Below are 17,878 nucleotides of genomic sequence, written 5' to 3' on the forward strand. Positions count from 1 at the left end.
GGCTTTATTTGAAAGATTCATATATATACGAGTTTTATCATAACAATTCAAAAAACTATCTTTCGCAAATTTTAAATGCTCCGGGGAAAAGTTTTACTATAGATAGTAACGGCAAATATTATCCACTTAGTAATAAAAATTATGGTGATGTACCGAATGTGAACGGTACTATAACGAGTTCTTTTAGAAATTATGAACAAGTGGATTTAACAATGGAAGTACTTTTACAAATACTAAAAAAGAGTTACTTTTTAGAGAGAAAGGGGGATGAAATTAAATCTTTAACCCCCTCAGCAGGTGGTTTATATCCAATTGAAATGTATGTACTAACATCTGCTAGTCATTATTTAAAAGGAACTTATCATTATCTTAGATCAGAAGCAAAGCTAAATTATATTCGTGATGCAATCCCGTTTGACTCATTTCTACCGATTAATAATAGTTTTGTTTATAGTGCTTCCTTTGTCATAGTAATGACGGCAAGAATGGAAGAAATAATTAATAAATATGGCGCTAGAGGATATAGATACGCCCTTCTTGAAGCGGGGCATATAGGTCAAAATATTTCGAGGACAATGATAGATAATCCAGATTTAGGTTGTTGTGCTATTGGTGGCTTTTATGATGACAAATTACATCGTGCACTAAATCTACCGTTAGATGAAGTGCCGTTATATTTATATTGTATTGGTCAAAAAGGGGGGTTAGATGATGGCATATAAAGAATATTTAAGGTTATTAAACATTGATGAATCTATGCTTTTACAACTGCCGCGTTTTGAGTTACTTTCACGAATTATTTTAAATCACCAGTTAGCAATACCATTCGATACAGTTCGAAAATTTCAAGATTATAATGCTAAAAAAACTGTAAAAGAGAATTATGCAGATGTGAATAAATATATTGAATCTATTCGTGTAAATGGTTATGGAGGGACCTGCTTTCATCTCACGTGGGGTCTTTATAATCTGTTACGTGCACTTCATTTTGACGTACAAATAATTAAATTAGAGGAGCTACATTTTGCGTTAGTTGTCAGCTATGATGCAGAAGAGTATTACGTAGATGTTGGTTTTTGGGCACCGTTATTTAAGCCCTTTCCTTTAAGAGAAAATTGGATTGTAACTAATCATGTGCATTCTGTTGAATGGCGCTATGTGCCTGAAACGCAAAGTGGCACTCTTCTATGTGGTGGAGAACCCGCAAAATGGTGGGATGGGCGTTTCCTAACTGTGAATGATTTTTGGTGCGAATGGGAAAATTCTATGCATGAAGACAATACATTTCTTCAAAATTTATATATTAATAAGTGGAAGAATCCAGAGACTTTTTTATTTCTAGTTAACAATAGCTATAAGGAATTTTACAAAGGGGAAAAAATTCAAGATATTCAATTTGACTATACAAATTCAGTAGAATTAAAGAACTTACTTGTCAGTAATTTTAAAGTGGATGGGAACGATTATATTTATTTATTGGACCAACATAATAAAAGCAAGATGAGGTGAGTGATATAGTTAATGTAATTAATTTAATTGACAAACCTATCGACGAGGTAAAAGAAAAGCTTGTTATATTTAGCTCAGCTTTAGATATCAATCAATTATCACAAACTGGTTTTAGTCAAATGATACATGATAAAAAGGAAAACTTATATAATGACATCGAACATGAAGTGGCAACTTATATACAGGCAGCGAGTAACAATTTAATAGAAGTTCCTACGAATGTGTTCCTTCTCCCGTTAATTACGACAGATAGATTTTATTTAGAAAAAATGAACGGAATTTTGGCACATACAGATGGCACATCGAATATTTTTATGTATTTAAATGTTGATAAAAGGGTGGAGTCAAAATATATTCACAGTATTTCCTTCCATGAATACCAGCATGTTGTTCGCAATACAATCGTCAAAAAGAAAGATCCCAAAACTTTACTAGACGTAATAATAGATGAAGGCTGCTCAGAATTATTTGTAGAATATGCGCTGGGCAAAGACTATGTTGGAAGATGGGCAACAGCTATAAGTAACAATGAAATAGATCAATATATAGGACGTTTTAAACGTAAGCTTTCTTTAACGAAAGTGGATGAAATTCAAAAATTTATGTATGGTAATACGTTGGATTATCCATTGTGGTTAGGTTATACGATGGGATATTACATTGTTAATAAATTTATGAAGAAGGCGCCCCAAACACAATTTGAGCATTTAATACGACTTAATCCTTATCAAATTTATTATAACTCTACTAGTATAGATAGGTGATTAACATTAAAATAAATACAATTTCGTCTATATGGAGAAAGTATCCCGATTTTAAAAGATTACAAATGTCCTCTATTTTTACGGGTTTAGGATCATGGATTTCGTTTATTGGGATGCTAGTGCTATTAGATAAAATAACACAAAATGGAATACAGTTAGGATTATTATGGTCAATAAGTGGACTTGCACCTATTTTATTTAGCTTATTTACGGGGGTATTTGTAGATAGGGTAAATATTAGGAAGTTCATTGTATTGGCTGATTTTTTAAATGCAATGTTGTTTTTAGTTTATATATTTGTACCTCAATTAGATATGAAAATATCTTGGGTTTTATTTTTTGTTATTCGATTTATAATTGGTATTTCAAATTCGTTTTCCTCTATTGCCTCTCAAAAAGTAGTGAAAAATATCGTTAATGGAGAAGATTTAGTTGCTGCTAACTCTTTAAGTTATACAATTACAAGTGTTATAAGACTGACAGGTGCCTCAATTGGGGGACTAGTAATATCATTTTTCCCCCTTGAAATAGCATGGATTATCGCCTCATTCCTCTATCTAATATCAGCGGTTAATATTTATTTATGTAACTGGAAGCTTAGTGAGAAAATAAAATCTGAAAAGAATTTTAAAGAAGAATTTATAACGGGGTTAAAAGTTGTACAGCAAAATAAATTAGTAGGAATCGTCTTAATTTCTGCATTTTCAATGGGGATCATTATTGGGACATTCAATTTAATGCTTCAGCAATATGTAACGAATATATATGAAATGCAAAATTACGGAATTAGTATTTTGTATTGTGCGGAAGGTTTCATCGCAATTATTGTTGGGTATAAAATAGCGCAGAAAAAATTTATGCTAAGCAATAAAATTAACTATAGCTTTATTTATGGCTTGATTGGATTAGGATGGATACTATTCGGTTTTACTAACGGGATATATCAAGGCATTCTTGCACTAATAATATTTTCAATCGGCGCAGCTATACTAGCTCCATTTGAAAGATATATTATGCAGACTCAAGTTCCAGAAAATCTACAGGGCAGAGTCTTTGGCTTGTGGAATACCGTTACATTGGCTGCAATTCAATTGGGTGCATTACTTACTGGTATCATTATCGAAGGGTTAGGTATCCGATTTGTCCCACTCATAAGTGGCACTCTGGAAATATTAACAGGCATTCTATTTTTTATTATATTGGGTGTCAGGCACACAAAAAATTCTGAAAATTTAAGTTAACAGGAACAAATGTCCTTTCCATATGCAAGTACATTGTAGAGAACAGGTGAAATGAATTTTGTATATGGAAAGAGGCCTTAATGGTTTAGTCGAAGGGTTATGAGGAAATTTTATTAGTAAACGACATAAAGTTATTTCAGCATTACATACATAAATAGATAGTACATTAAAATATGCATTATCTATTGTAAAACAGGAGAATATAAAATTATTCCTCCTAATACGCTTAGAACAGAAGAAGGTGTTAATGGGAAATGCCCATATTATGCGTTGTGTATAAAAAACTCTTCTTGACCTTGTCGTGGTCATATTCGGAAACATTGTGATATGATAAAAGAGAAGGATCCTGTTCTGCAAAGCAAGGACAGAAAAGGAGAAGAATTTCATGATTTCAACTAACAGCAAAGACTTATTAGCAATGCCAATTAGTGATTTTATTATTTCATCCGAAAAGGTCGCGCATGTACAAATTGGTAATAGTGCTGAGCATGCACTCCTTGTTCTAACACGTACGGGGTACTCATCAATACCTGTATTAGATTTAAAATATCGACTTCAAGGTTTATTGAGCATGAAAATGATTACCGAATCCATTCTAGGTCTCGAGCATATTGAATATGAAAAATTACCAGATATTAAAGTGGATACAATAATGGAGAAAAATATAGCCGTTTTAAATATGACGGATACATTCCAACGCGCTTTAGATTTGGTTATTAACCATGCATTTTTATGTGTTATAGATGAAGATGGTACATTTACAGGGATTTTAACAAGACGCGTTATTTTAAAGCAATTGAAAAAATATATCTATCAAAAAGAAAAGTAGTGTAAGAGGGAGCTCAGATGAAAATCATGAGGTCCCCCTTTACTTGTATTAGGAGGTTTAGGTAATTGATGGCAACAGAGGCGGAAATTTTGAAAGTTTTAGCTGAGGAACGTAATATGCGTAAGGCAGCGGAGCGGTTGTTTTTATCGCAGCCTGCACTTTCTCAACGGTTGCAATCGATTGAAAAAGATTGGGGTGCACAGCTTTTTATTCGTTCACAAAAAGGTCTAACAGCCACACCAGCAGGGGAGCATGTTATTGCCTATGCAACAGATATGCTCACTAAAAAAGAGGAAATCTTTGAAATGATTCAATCCTTAACGACAAAAGTTAATGGGACATTAAAGATTGCTTGTGCTTCAATTGTTGGACAAAACTGGTTGCCCCAAATATTAAAGGACTTTGTGACAAAATATCCTGAAGCTAAAATTTCACTTATGACTGGCTGGAGCTCAGAAATTGTAAAAGCTTTATATGAAGGAGAAGCCCATGTCGGAATTGTGCGTGGTCAGGTCGATTGGAAAGGTGAAAAGATTCATCTTTTCCGAGATACATTGTACTTAGTCGATCAGGAATTAAAAACAGTTGAAGATGTGTTAACAACTGATCGCCCTTTTATTCAATTCAAAAGTGATTCGAATTATTATCAAGAAATACAGCAATGGTGGCAACAGCATTTTGCTTCAAATCCAAGAAGACAAATTTTAGTGGACCAAATTGAAATATGTAAGCAGATGGCGCTAAATGGCATAGGCTATGCTATTTTACCGTCCATTACTTTAAATGAGCATGATAATATCAATAAAATTGCACTAACAAACGATGAAAAAGAATTCGGTTTAACTAGAGATACATGGTTAATTGGCTATGAGTCTTCATTCGAATTACGACAAGTGGAGGCATTTGTAGAAGTCGTACAAGATCATGCCCGATGTCTGTTTGATTATACAAAATAAATAACCCAATGCTAAAAGGGTCTGGGACAAAAAGTGTTAGATTGATTTCAGTCAATCTAACACTTTTTTGCAATGCCTAATAGGAAGGAGAACTACGAAATACTTCCTTCTGCCAAAGAAAAAATTTAGCAGAGCACACTAGTTGATGGTAGCGAAGGCGGTGACTCCTGCGGCTTACGTTGTGCCCACGGAGAGCATCTGCCCGTGACGGAAATCAAAGCTAAAGTAGTTATTGAAAGGAGCTACTATCATTACCTAACCAGTTGATTGGAGCGGAGGGCGGCGACTCCTGCGGGAACGCACGCATAGTAAGACGCAACAGACCGCGCGTTAGCGAGGGTTGCGGCTTACGGTGTGCCCGCGGAAAGCGCCCGCCCGTAGCGGAAATCAAAGCTAAAGTAGTAATTGAAAGGAGCTACTATCATTACCTAACCAGTTGATTGGAGCGGAGGGCGGTGACTCCTGCGGGAACGCACGTATAGTAAGACGCACCAAACCGCGCGTTAGCGAGGGTTGCGGCTTACGTTGTGCCCGCGGAAAGCATCCGCCAAAGCGGACATCAGCAATAGCTCCCTAAATCTTAAGAGTTTATGAATATTCATGAAGATATCATAAGAAATGGAACAAAATGCCCGATAAAACGTATAATTATGTAATCATCTAAAAGTAAGAAAAAGGGGTTGAGCTTTTGAAAAAAATAAATATTACAGTACTAATATTACTATTAATGCTTGTTGTAGGTTATGCTCTGCCTGTCTCCGAGGCGAGTGCAGCACCTACTTTAGAGGTACAAGCTAAGGCAGGAATTTCAGGAAAGGCTAAATATCAATCTGTTACACCATTGCAAGTAACAGTAAAAAATAATGGTGCAGATTTTTCTGGTGATATGGCCATCAATGCCTTTAATTCTTATCAGGCTGCATCAGCACTAGTCGTTCCAATTGATATAGCGGCTGGTGAGGAAAAAACATTTACATTATATTTAGACAGCCTAGCTGACTACGGCTATTCCGATGCCGATTTATTTGCCTTTTATGAGGGCGATATTGAAAAAGGGAAAAAGGTTGCTTATAAAGGAACAAAACGTTTGCAAGCTAATTTCTTAGAAGCAAATTCCACATTTGTTTATACGCTAACAGATAAAAGTGACCGTTTATCAGCATATTTGCGATTATCTCAATTTGCACCATCCACTAGTGTTGAAGTATTTAATTTAAATCAATTAAAAGACTATACATTACCAGAGGTTGCGCAAGGCTTTGCGATGGCGAATATCATTGCAGTAGATGAGATAGCCATTGCTGACTTATCACCAAAACAACAGGAAGCGTTATTAAAATGGGTACAAGATGGCGGTACATTATTACTTGGAGGCGCTGAGCAGATCAATGAAACAGCGGGCGTTTTTAAAGACTATTTACCACTTTCATTATCTCAACAAACGACAAGCGTCTCAGCAGATAGCTTAACAAAATTATCTGGAGGCGGTATTTTCACGCAAGCAATCCCTGTTTATACAGCAACAGAAAACAAAGGAAGTATCCCTGTATTAAAGGACAATAATATTATACTAGCAGCTAAGAAACAGGTTGGTAGTGGAGAGGTTGTACAAACAACGTTCTCTTTAGGAGATCAACCTTTAGCATCAATGGATGGCTATGCGGCATTAACAGCGAAAATGCTAGATTTTCAAACAATGTCTCAGCGAACGCAAATGCAAGGTCAATCTACGATGGATCAGCTATCCTATGAGCTAGGTAGTATTAATGAGTTATTCCCATCATTTGAAGTGTCTGTTAGCTATATGCTTATCGTCATTATTCTTTATATTTTAGTAATTGGTCCACTCCTTTACTTCGTTCTAAAGAAAATGGATAAACGAGAGCATGCTTGGTGGGTAATCCCTGCTATTTCTGTTGTCCTATCAATCGCATTATTTATATTTGGTGCAAAAGATCGTATAGTACAGCCACAAGTTCAACAATCCGCATTTTTTAAAGTAAATGAAGATAGTAGTGTAAATGGTTATTATGTAGAATCCATTTTAACCAATCGAAGTGGTGATTTTGTTGTGAATGCAGATAATAACACCTCTGCATTAGCATTCCGCAATAACTATAATCTTACTGGTACAGCGGGTTCATTACATGAATCTTCGTACATTAAGGAGCACGCAAATGGCTCTACATTAACATTACGTGATTTAAGCTACTGGTCCGTCCAATCTTTTGGAGGGAAAACAGCAGCGCAAAATATTGGTAAAATGGATGTTGATATTACATTAAAAGATGAAAAGCTTTCTGGAACAGTTAAAAATAACTTCCCGTTTGCTCTAAAGGATGTCACGGTCATATCAGGCACGAAAGAAGTGATGCTTGGTGATATTGAGCCAAATGCTACACTGAAGGTAGATCAAGAGATGAAAACAACGGTTCTTCAAAAGCCTTCAAACTTTAATAATTATAATTATGATTATCCAAAGAAGAAGGAAGAAGTTGACCCACTACGTATAGATCGCATGAAGTCTCAAGCACTTCTATTAGTAGAAGATGAAAAACAACCTGTCATTACTGCTTGGGCAGAACAAGCTATTGTTGGCGTAGAACTTGACACAAGCGTCAAAATGTCGCCTATTTCCTATTTTGTACAGCCATTCGATGGAAAAGTTGAAATGTCTGGTCCGTTTACGATGAAACGTAACAACTTTTCGTATAATTTGAGTCCACAATCATCAAATGCCTATTTCGATAAAATAGATGAGCAGTTGAATACGTGGTACATGCAAGACGGCTTATATGAATTATCAATAGAGATGCCAGACAACTTTATGAGCTTCGTTCAATCTTTAAATGAGCTCACAATTTCTAATAAAGATGTGAAACGTATGCAGCTGTCAATTTGGAATAATACAACGAGTGCCTATGAGCCATTAGTTGATACAAAGCAGGTGTTTACAAAAGATATTACCCAGTATTTCAATGATAAGGGTGAACTGCTTTTAGAAATTAAATTTGGACCAGATCAAACTGGAGAGCAGACAAAATTACCTGAAATAGAGCTGAAAGGAGTGGCGAAGTAATGATTGAAATTCGTGATTTAACAAAAAAATATGGCTCCTTCATAGCACTAGATCATTTAAATCTGTCATTGGAGGAAGGGGTAGTGTTTGGTTTTGTAGGTGCCAATGGTGCTGGGAAATCGACAACATTTTCGATTTTAGCAACATTGCTTTCCCCTACTTCAGGCGATGCATTGATTAATGGAAAAAGTGTTATTAAGGAACCAAAAGAAGTTCGTAAACAAATAGGCTATATGCCAGATTTCTTCGGTGTCTACGATCAACTAAAGGTAGACGAATATTTAGATTTTTATGGTGCGAGCTATGGCATTGGCATACAGGAGCGTAAAGTATTAATACCGCAGTTACTAGAGCTCGTCAATTTAACAAATAAACGTTTTGAATATGTAGATTTACTATCGCGAGGAATGAAGCAGCGTCTATGTTTAGCAAGAGCCCTCATCCATGATCCAAAGGTATTAATCTTGGATGAGCCTGCTTCAGGATTAGATCCACGTGCACGCGTAGAAATGCGTGATATATTACGAAATTTAAAATCCATGGGGAAAACCATTTTAATTTCATCACATATTTTGCCAGAGCTAGCTGAAATGTGTGATGAAATTGGCGTTATAGATAATGGGAAGCTGATTGCTCATGGCAATGTTGCTTCTATTCAAGCTCAGTTACAAGGAGAAAAACGCATTGTCATAAAGGTTTCGGATAGATTAAACGATGTACGTGCATTTTTGGAGGAAGATCCACTTATTTCTTCAATAGATGTGATCGACAATCGATTGGAAATTGCCTTTAATTACCGTGGAACAGACCGCGATCAAATTATGCTACTGAAAAAAGCAATGCTTGCGGATTTACCAATTTATGCATTAAGTGAGGAAGAAAAAGATTTAGAGGATGTCTTTATGGCCATTACGAAGGGAGCGGACAATCAATGATGGAAAGGTTTTATAACCCCGTACTCGTGAAAGAATTGAAGTTACGCTTCCGTTCTTTTAAAAGCTTTTCAGGTTTAATGTTTTATCTAGCGGTGATTTGTATTTTTATCGCAGGGTTTTTACTGCTGACGACTGGATTTACTGGCAGAGGCTTCTTTAGACCTGATACGAGCTTTATGATGTTTGCCGTACTGACAATTTTACAAATGGCACTCGTTCTTTTCATTACCCCGAGTTTAACAGCAGGGGCAATTAGTAGTGAACGAGAAAAGCAAACATTAAATATTTTGCTAACAACGACACAAAGTTCAACACAAATTATTATTGGTAAATTATTATCATCAGTGGCGTTTTTAGTATTAATGTTAATCGCAGGGCTACCGTTGTATAGTTTAGTATTTTTATTTGGTGGTGTATCACCTTCACAGCTTATTTCAATCTTTTTATTTTACTTATTAACAGTCGTTGCAATTGGCAGCATCGGAGTTATGTTTTCAACTATTACGAAGAAAACCATTGTTGCCATGATAGCTACGTATGGCTCTATCATTTTTTTAGGAGGAATTACTGCGTTTTTCTTCTTCCTATCAATGGCATTCCATCAAATGGGCAATACGATCGCAACAAGTACTTCATTTATGACATACTTTTGGGCATCTATTAATCCAGGAGCTTTAATGCTTACACTGATTTCTCCATCTATGGGAGATGCGTTAACAGAGCTAAGCGGAGTAGAATTCCCCGTATGGATTACCTATTTAGTAATTTATATTGTAATTATCGTGTTAAGTTTATCGATTGCGATTAAAAAATTACGTGCCAATATGAAAAGTAATCGATGAGGAGGAAACAGCATGGAGCGTCGACAGCAATTACGAAAATTTATTCAGCGTGCACAAAGTAGTTTAACTTTTGAGAGAAGTCTTCCAATTGCACAGTACGGGTTGTTTTTAGCATTGCTTACGAGTGCTTCACTCGTCCTTGTATCAAGATTATTTGTATGGCCATATTACCGTCAGATTGCTGTTGCTACCTTTATTATAGGCATAGTTGCTACGGTTATTTTAATGTGGTGGCGGCGTGTGAAAGAGAAGGAAGCATTGCATGCGCTTGATCATTACTTTTCTCATAATGAATTAGTAACCGCACTATCTTTTAAAGATGATAAAGATCCACTCGTACAGTCTTTACTTGCGAAAGCAATGCAAAAGTCGGATAAAGCATTTACAGAATTTAAAGGTCGAAAAAAGAGTTTGTTTCGTCCTAAAGCATTCGTCGGACTTTTTGTGACAGCTGTCGTATTAGCAATACTTTATATGTTCCCAGCTGCAACGCAAATCGAGGCGATTGAAGTTGAAAAAGAAAAAGCGGTTATTGAGGACATTAAAAAAGAAGTTGCCAAGTTAGAGAAAAAAGCAGAGACAAAAGAAGTGAAAGAGCAGTTAAAGGAATTACAAAATACATTAAAAGAAACGCAAACAGCGGAAGAAGCGTTACGTGAAGTTGTGAAAAAGCAGAAGGAATTAGCTCTAAAAGAACAGCAATTAAAAGATAAGCAAACAGCGAATAATGAAGGCGCTGCAGACAATAACAATGATGCATTATCAAAAGAGGAAATCGCCCAGTTGAAAGAGCTTGCTCAGATGCAGCAACAGCTTACACAAAGTGCAAATACAACACAAACTGCAATGAGCAATCTAGGTAAACCAGCAAGCAATACGTTACAAAATGCGATTGCTAGTGCAAATAGTACAAATAATAACAAGCAAAGTAATGCCAATGCTAATCAAACTTCGGGTAACGCTCAGCCGAGTAGTCAACAAGGGCAAGCGGGACAGCAAGGGCAAAATAATTCACAAAATGGTTCCCAACAAGCAACAGGCAATGGGCAATCACAAGGCAATCAGCAAGGCCAGGGTCAAGGACAAGGCCAGGGTCAAGGGCAAGGTCAAGGTCAGGGTCAAGGTCAAGGGCAAGGTCAGGGACAGGGACAAGGACAAGGACAAGGCCAAGGAAGCGGCTCTGGTTCTGGTTCTGGAAAAGGTGCGGGGAGCGGTCAAGGTAGCCGCAACTTATTAACTACACCTAGACTTGGTGGAACTAATGAAACGTCTGTCGATAGTGGGCAATTAGGGGACGGTTCGCATGTATCGGAGCAACAAGGAAATGGGCCGATTACGAAAGGTTCTATCCGACCGTATGAAGAAGTAATTGGCTCGTATAAAGATAGCTATTTAGAAAGCTCTGAGCGTTTACAATTGCCGAAGGATTTACAACAAGTCGTGCAATCTTATTTCACGACTATTGAGCAGCAGTAGGAGGAGAAAATATGGCATTTACAGAACAACAGTATGTTGAAATGGGTACGAAATTACAACAAGTAAAGGATGAAATTCATCGCTTTATTGTTGGACAAGAAGAAGCAATTGATTACACGTTATATGCAGTCCTTGCAGACGGCCATGCGCTGTTAGAGGGGCTTCCAGGTTTAGGGAAAACGATGCTCATTCGTACAATTTCTGAAGTGCTCGATTTATCTTTTTCTCGTATTCAATTTACACCGGACTTAATGCCCGCTGATATTACAGGAACAAGCATGATTGAGCGAACAGCAGACGGCAGACAGCAATTTACATTCCAGCCTGGGCCGATTTTTAGTCAAATGGTATTGGCGGACGAAATTAACCGTGCAACACCGAAAACGCAAAGTGCCTTGCTTGAAGCAATGGGGGAAAAAACAGTTACGATTTTAGGTGATACGAAGAAAATGGCAAAACCATTTTTCGTTTTAGCTACACAAAACCCTATTGAAATGGAAGGTACATATCCGTTGCCAGAGGCGCAAATGGACCGATTCCTTTGTAAAATACTTGTTCCTTATCCCGAGAAAAGTGAGCTTATGGAAATTATGAAGCGGACAACAGGTGCGCAAGAAGTAAGCTTACAAAAAGTTTTGGATACAGATGGACTAATATTGGCACAACAAATGGTTAAGGAAGTGATGATTGCTGATGAGATGCTGGAGTTTGCAGCAGATCTTGTAGTGGCAACACATCCAGAAAGAGAAGAAGCTATAGATGAAGTAAAACACTATGTACAATATGGCAGTGGTCCAAGGGGCTTACAAAGCTTAATTAAATTAGCGAAAGCTAGAGCACTAATGAGTGGACGCTTTCATGTATCTGTAGGGGATATTAAGTCAGTGGCGAAGCCCGTATTCCGTCACCGAATGCTGCTGAATTATGAAGGGGAGGCTTCAGGTAAGACAGCAGATGATGTGATCGATGTGATTTTAGAAAAAGTACAGCAAGGCGTAAGTCGATGACAAAAAACATATTGCCCGAAGATTGGTTAGCGAAAATTAGTCGTTTCCAAGTGGCGACTGCCTCCAAATTGCGTGGTCAACATAAAGGCTCGCATCGTTCGCAGCGCTTCGGGGCATCCCTCGATTTCTCTGATTTTCGCGAATATCATTTAGGTGATGACGTGCGACAAGTAGATTGGAACGTTTTTGCAAGAACCGATAAATATTTTATTAAACGTTTTTTAGACGAGCAAGAAATGCGCGTGCATATTTTATTAGATGCAACAAAGTCAATGGGCGATTCGGCTAAATGGACGTTCGCAAGGCAAATCGTTGCTTCACTTGGTTTAATGGTACTTGGACGAGATGACCGTTTATCGTTTACTTATGTGCAAGATGACGTAAAGCCACCTTTTCGTCGGAAAGGAGCAATGTATCGTCGTGCATTTTTACAAGTTGTAACAGATATTGAAGAAGCAACTTACACAGCAGGCTTTGCACAAGGTGCATTAAAGGCTTTACCAAAGGATAGTACAGTGCTATTCATCGTGACGGATGGGCTTGAACCTATTGAGGAATGGGAGCAGTTATTGAGAAGATTACCCCGTTTTGCAGGTGATGTCCGCATTTTACAAATCGTTACGGAGGAGGAGCTATCCCCTCATTATGCAGGAGATGTGCGTTTACTCGACCGTGAAACAGGACGTGATGTAAATGTCACAATGTCATCAAAAGTACTAAATACGTATGAGGCAAGACGTCGCCAGCACGAAGAGGAATTTGAAGCGATTTGCCGTCGCTTTGGTGTACGTAAGCTGCAGCTTAAGGTGGAGGACGGGTTGCAACATGCAATCTTTCAGCAATTATTAAAAGCACATTGGATTAGGTGAGGTGAGCCGTTTTGGGCTTTAGTCAAATTATGTTTAGCTGGACGGTCATCATCCCGGTCATTGTCCTGCTCTATTATTTCTTTCGAAAAAAATATACCGATCAAACGGTGTCCTCAACACTTTTTTGGTCTGAAATTATGCAAGAAACAAGGGTTTCCCCATATTTAAAGCATTTACAAAAAAATGCGTTGCTCTATTTGCAATTGCTGGCATTGCTCCTATTAGTGCTTGCACTAATGAATCCGTATATGAAAAAAAGCACTATTGCTGGTGCGCAGACGATATTTATTGTGGATACATCTGCTACAATGCTCGCTGGCAAAGAGCAATCCACATTTGATGCACATAAAAAAGAAATGCAATCATTAGTAGATCAACTTGAAGGTCGACCTGTCACGTTAATTACAACTGGCAATACGCCACAAGCAGTATTACAGCAGGAAACGAATGTGAAAAGTATTGAAAAAGCGATACAAGATTTACATGTAACGTATGAAACTGCGCAAATGAATAAAGCACTTGATGTCGCACAAGCATTTGTCGGTGATACACAAACATCGATTTACGTCTTTACAGATTCACTTGATAAAAAGCAATTGCCGATGGAGAAAAATTCAGTAAAATGGCTCGTATATGGTTCTGAGAAGGGGTTAGCAAATGTTGCGATAACACGCTTTGCCGCTACGACAGATGGGCAATCTACAATGGCATTAGTGCAGTTACAAAATGATACCGACCAGAAACATGAGCTGACAATTGCACTACAAAATAGTCAAGGTGAAGTAGTAATTGAAGAGCAAGTTTCTTTAGCAGGAAACGAGGCAACGACTAAAACATTTAAAGATTTACCGTTAATGGATACTATAACAGCTAACATTAATGTGGAAGATGATTATGCGGTGGATAATAAACAATCAGTTGTGCTTCAAACAGCTACATCGAATATCGTTGTCGATCAAAACATGCATCAACTTATTCAAAAGGGCTTTCAATCGATTAGCGATCATGTAAAGATAGTACCGTCATTACAACTAACGGATAACGAAAATGCTACCATCGTAACAAACCAAACGTCATTACTTCAAAACATGCAGCGACCGTTAGTGTTAATTGGACGTGATGATGTAGAAAAAAAGGAAATCAATGGTGAGGTCAAAACAACGAGCGATGCTTTATTTGCATTTAGTGAGTTAAATGATATTTATGTAAGTGCTCTGTATCCTGCTTTTGATGGCTATAAGACAATTGCCACAGTAGCTGATAAACCATTTATTCAACGATCACCGCAAGGCGATATTATCGTTTTAGCTGATATTGCTGATACGGACTGGCCGTTATATCCTTCATTTCCGTTATTTTTATGGAGTGCGACACAACAATTATCTGAATCAGTAGGCTCTCTTGGCATTTTCGTACCAAATGAGCAACGTTCAGTTGCGTTAGCACAAGGTGATTGGAGTGTCTATTCTCAGGACGATGAATTTTTATCGACAATCACTAATGGCTTAATAACTGCACCGATGCAGCCAGGTATTTACACGGCTCGCTCAAGCAGTGAAGAAAAACGCCTTATCGTGCAACTACAGGCACCTGAACGTGTAATAGAAGAAGGGACAAGTTATACACTTGGCGAACTTCAGCCAAATGGTAAGGAAGAAGTATCAAAGGCTTCATTTGTTCCTTGGTTAATACTCATTATTTTATGTTTGCTTGTAGCAGAGTGGGAGGTGCAACGACGCCGTGGATTTACGAATTGATACGCCATTAGCCTTATTGCTATTAGTACCATTGTTTATATACTTTGGATGGTCTTATTGGCATGAGCGTATGCGCCTGAAAAAAAGTCATCTAGTCGTCATGAGCATTCGTGTAATAGCGATCGGTTGTTTGGTTTTCGCACTCGCAGCGCCCTATATTTTATTACCAGTAAAGGACGAGCAAGTATTATATTTAGTTGACCGTTCTGCTTCAATGAATAACACAGAAGCGGATATGACTAGTTTTATAGAGGAAAGTTTGAAATCGAAAAAGGATGAACAACTTGCAGGGATTTACTCTTTTTCATCAACTCTCCAAACAGAAGCGATTTTATCGAAATCTTTAAAAGAAGTTCCTAAATTTACAGAGGTTAAAGGAACTGACCAAACGAATATTGAGCAAAGCCTTCAACTGGCTACGGGTATTGTCGATCCGAAAAAGGCAACGAGACTTGTTTTACTAACGGATGCTAATGAAACCCAAGGCAGTGCGTTAGATTTTGCTACGAAGCTAAAGGGCTCCAATATTAGTATAGATGTCGTTCCGTTCCATCAAAACGTGACGAATGATGTGTCACTTAAAAGCTTTGTTACACCACAAGTAGCATACGTAGGTGAACAGCAGCAGCTTGTAACGGAAGTAAATGCTACAGCTGCAGAACAAGGTGAACTATTACTGTACGAAAATGATGAACTCATTCATCGCGAGTCGGTGGAACTTGCAAAAGGTTCAAATGTTTTCACATATAAACATACGGCAACTGCAGAGGGGCTTGTAAAATATGAGGCACAGGTGCAAGTTGGACAGGATGCTATTTTTGAAAATAATAAATTAACAAGTATTACAATGGTGCAAAGCGAGCCACATTTACTTATTGTTAACGGCTACGATACGGCATCACCTATTGCTGTAGCGCTAGGGATGAATTCAATTTCCTATGATGTGATAAATGCAGCAAGCTTGCCAAATGAACTTTCTAGCTATTTGCAATATAACGCTATTATTTTTGATAATGTACCAGGCCACTTAGTTGGTGAAGCGAAGATGAGTGTTATTGAGCAGGCGGTTAAAAACTTCGGTGTTGGCTTTACAATGGTCGGTGGTGAAAATAGCTTTGGCTTGGGTGGCTATTTCAAAACGCCGATTGAAACATTGTTACCTGTTGAAATGGAGATAAAAGGTAAAGAGCAATTACCATCGCTAGGACTTGTCATCGTACTGGACCGTTCAGGAAGTATGTATGGCTCAAAATTAGAGCTAGCGAAAGAAGCAGCCGCACGATCAGTGGAAATGTTACGTGATGAGGATACGCTCGGGTTTATTGCCTTCGATGATCGCCCTTGGGAAATCATCGAAACGGCCCCCCTTGGTAATAAAGAGGAAGCAGTCGATACGATTTTATCAGTGACGCCTGGTGGGGGTACGGAAATATATAGCTCCCTTTCAGCAGCATATGATAGTTTGGCAGATTTAAAATTGCAGAGAAAGCATATTATTTTACTAACAGATGGACAGTCGCAATCAGGCAATTATGAGGATTTAATTGAAAATGGGAAGGAACAAGGGATTACACTTTCTACAGTGGCGATTGGACAAGATGCAGATGGCAACTTACTTCAGTCATTAAGTGAAATGGGTAGTGGTCGTTTCTATGATGTTATTGATGAACAAACAATTCCCTCAATTTTATCCCGTGAAACAGCGATGATTTCCCGTACTTATATAGAGGACAATCCGTTTTATCCTACAATTTATAATGCAACTGGATGGAATACACTTTTTGCAAAGGGTGTGCCACAAATGAATGCATATATTGGCACGACGGCAAAGCAGGGAGCTGCTGTGATAGCTGAAAGTGAGAAGGAAGACCCTGTATTGGCCCTATGGCAATATGGGCTTGGTAAAACATTCGCTTTCACATCAGATTCGACAGGGAAATGGGCTGGTGACTGGGCAAGATGGCAGGAATGGGGATCATTTTGGCAAACAATCATTTCGCAAATGCTACCAAGCTATAATGATGTGGCCTATGATGTACGACTCGATACAGATGGCTCATTTCTCATCACTGATCCGACAAATGAAGCAGCATTTTTAGATATCGTCGCTGTCGATGAAGCGGGTGAGGAGCTTGATTTACAGCTTGAAACGATTTCCGCATCGCAAGTACGGGCAGTTGTGCAAGCGAAACCAGGATTGATTTTTTTCCGTATTGCTGACGAAGATCAGGCTATTTACCAGGCTGGTCTAAGCGTACCGTACAGTGCAGAATATGAATTACGTCCTGTGAATGAAACACTTGTCGAGCAACTAACGAAGCAAACGGGTGGCTCTGTCTTGAAAGAACCACAAGACGTGTTCCGTAATTTCACCAACAAAGGAGCAGAGCGCCAAAATATTGCAACATGGTTACTATTAACGGGGATGCTATTATTCTTCGTAGATATTACGATTCGACGCTTTGGTTGGAGCTTTATAACAAGGCATAAGAAAGAAAAGCCTGTTGAAGAAGCGACTGTCCAGTCAGAGGATACGAATGTTGCACAGTTATTAAAAGGAATGAAAAAACGCTCATAAATAAAAAACGATGGCACATTGAAAAACGCATGTGTC

General features: G+C 38.0%; 14 protein-coding genes. All 14 read left to right on the plus strand.

The genetic code is table 11. The features are described 5' to 3' along the window. Positions 1-8 precede the first annotated feature (8 nt). The 14 genes from ACIQ1H_RS10250 to ACIQ1H_RS10315 all read left to right on the plus strand — a co-directional run bounded on the left by ACIQ1H_RS10250 (position 9) and on the right by ACIQ1H_RS10315 (position 17,842). On the plus strand, positions 9-722 hold the full coding sequence (locus ACIQ1H_RS10250) for a SagB/ThcOx family dehydrogenase (RefSeq protein WP_402888627.1): 714 nt from the start codon (positions 9-11) through the stop codon (positions 720-722). Then, a complete protein-coding gene (locus tag ACIQ1H_RS10255) occupies positions 709-1,509 on the plus strand; it encodes an arylamine N-acetyltransferase (RefSeq protein ID WP_402888628.1) in 801 nt (266 codons plus the stop codon). Before ACIQ1H_RS10250 ends, ACIQ1H_RS10255 begins: the two co-directional genes overlap by 14 nt. Next, a complete protein-coding gene (locus tag ACIQ1H_RS10260; RefSeq protein ID WP_402888630.1) occupies positions 1,506-2,273 on the plus strand; it encodes a DUF2268 domain-containing putative Zn-dependent protease in 768 nt (255 codons plus the stop codon). The genes ACIQ1H_RS10255 and ACIQ1H_RS10260 overlap by 4 nt, the downstream gene beginning before the upstream one ends. Next, the gene (locus tag ACIQ1H_RS10265; RefSeq protein ID WP_402888631.1) at positions 2,270-3,514 is read left to right on the plus strand and encodes an MFS transporter; all 1,245 of its coding nucleotides are present in this window, start codon (positions 2,270-2,272) and stop codon (positions 3,512-3,514) included. The genes ACIQ1H_RS10260 and ACIQ1H_RS10265 overlap by 4 nt, the downstream gene beginning before the upstream one ends. Positions 3,515-3,899: 385 nt before the next feature. Next, positions 3,900-4,343 carry a cyclic-di-AMP-binding protein CbpB gene (cbpB, locus tag ACIQ1H_RS10270; protein ID WP_173477948.1) on the plus strand — a complete coding sequence of 148 codons (444 nt, stop codon included), beginning with the start codon at positions 3,900-3,902 and terminating at the stop codon, positions 4,341-4,343. Between the two features lie 68 nt (positions 4,344-4,411). Next, the gene (locus ACIQ1H_RS10275) at positions 4,412-5,299 is read left to right on the plus strand and encodes a transcriptional regulator CcpC (protein WP_173478122.1); all 888 of its coding nucleotides are present in this window, start codon (positions 4,412-4,414) and stop codon (positions 5,297-5,299) included. A 688-nt stretch (positions 5,300-5,987) separates the two neighbouring features. After that, on the plus strand, positions 5,988-8,378 hold the full coding sequence (locus tag ACIQ1H_RS10280) for a hypothetical protein (protein WP_402888633.1): 2,391 nt from the start codon (positions 5,988-5,990) through the stop codon (positions 8,376-8,378). Then, positions 8,378-9,313: an ABC transporter ATP-binding protein gene (locus ACIQ1H_RS10285; RefSeq protein WP_173477946.1), complete on the plus strand. Its 936-nt coding sequence runs from the start codon at positions 8,378-8,380 to the stop codon at positions 9,311-9,313. The genes ACIQ1H_RS10280 and ACIQ1H_RS10285 overlap by 1 nt, the downstream gene beginning before the upstream one ends. Next, positions 9,310-10,155: an ABC transporter permease gene (locus ACIQ1H_RS10290; RefSeq protein WP_402888635.1), complete on the plus strand. Its 846-nt coding sequence runs from the start codon at positions 9,310-9,312 to the stop codon at positions 10,153-10,155. The genes ACIQ1H_RS10285 and ACIQ1H_RS10290 overlap by 4 nt, the downstream gene beginning before the upstream one ends. A 12-nt stretch (positions 10,156-10,167) precedes the next feature. Then, entirely contained in the window at positions 10,168-11,631 is a 1,464-nt protein-coding gene (locus ACIQ1H_RS10295) for a hypothetical protein (RefSeq protein WP_402888637.1), read from the plus strand. A gap of 11 nt (positions 11,632-11,642) precedes the next feature. Continuing rightward, positions 11,643-12,638 (plus strand): AAA family ATPase, encoded by a 996-nt coding sequence (locus ACIQ1H_RS10300; protein ID WP_173477943.1) that lies wholly within the window; start codon positions 11,643-11,645, stop codon positions 12,636-12,638. Continuing rightward, positions 12,635-13,507: a DUF58 domain-containing protein gene (locus ACIQ1H_RS10305; RefSeq protein ID WP_173477942.1), complete on the plus strand. Its 873-nt coding sequence runs from the start codon at positions 12,635-12,637 to the stop codon at positions 13,505-13,507. Before ACIQ1H_RS10300 ends, ACIQ1H_RS10305 begins: the two co-directional genes overlap by 4 nt. Before the next feature lie 11 nt (positions 13,508-13,518). Continuing rightward, the gene (locus ACIQ1H_RS10310) at positions 13,519-15,264 is read left to right on the plus strand and encodes a vWA domain-containing protein (protein ID WP_402888639.1); all 1,746 of its coding nucleotides are present in this window, start codon (positions 13,519-13,521) and stop codon (positions 15,262-15,264) included. Beyond that, complete coding sequence (locus tag ACIQ1H_RS10315) at positions 15,248-17,842, plus strand: VWA domain-containing protein (RefSeq protein ID WP_402888641.1); 2,595 nt, start codon at positions 15,248-15,250, stop codon at positions 17,840-17,842. Before ACIQ1H_RS10310 ends, ACIQ1H_RS10315 begins: the two co-directional genes overlap by 17 nt. Positions 17,843-17,878: the final 36 nt, after the last annotated feature.

This window comes from Lysinibacillus sp. NPDC097279 (assembly GCF_044761745.1).
In the GTDB taxonomy this organism is placed as follows: Bacteria; Bacillota; Bacilli; order Bacillales_A; family Planococcaceae; genus Lysinibacillus.

Excerpts from the sequence above, each read along its gene's own strand:
- ACIQ1H_RS10275 (WP_173478122.1), top strand. The coding sequence starts at position 4,412 with ATGGCAACAGAGGCGGAAATTTTGAAAGTTTTAGCTGAGGAACGTAAT.
- ACIQ1H_RS10300 (WP_173477943.1), top strand. The coding sequence starts at position 11,643 with ATGGCATTTACAGAACAACAGTATGTTGAAATGGGTACGAAATTACAA.
- ACIQ1H_RS10285 (WP_173477946.1), top strand. The coding sequence starts at position 8,378 with ATGATTGAAATTCGTGATTTAACAAAAAAATATGGCTCCTTCATAGCA.
- ACIQ1H_RS10290 (WP_402888635.1), top strand. The coding sequence starts at position 9,310 with ATGATGGAAAGGTTTTATAACCCCGTACTCGTGAAAGAATTGAAGTTA.
- ACIQ1H_RS10295 (WP_402888637.1), top strand. The coding sequence starts at position 10,168 with ATGGAGCGTCGACAGCAATTACGAAAATTTATTCAGCGTGCACAAAGT.
- cbpB (WP_173477948.1), top strand. The coding sequence starts at position 3,900 with ATGATTTCAACTAACAGCAAAGACTTATTAGCAATGCCAATTAGTGAT.
- ACIQ1H_RS10305 (WP_173477942.1), top strand. The coding sequence starts at position 12,635 with ATGACAAAAAACATATTGCCCGAAGATTGGTTAGCGAAAATTAGTCGT.
- ACIQ1H_RS10255 (WP_402888628.1), top strand. The coding sequence starts at position 709 with ATGATGGCATATAAAGAATATTTAAGGTTATTAAACATTGATGAATCT.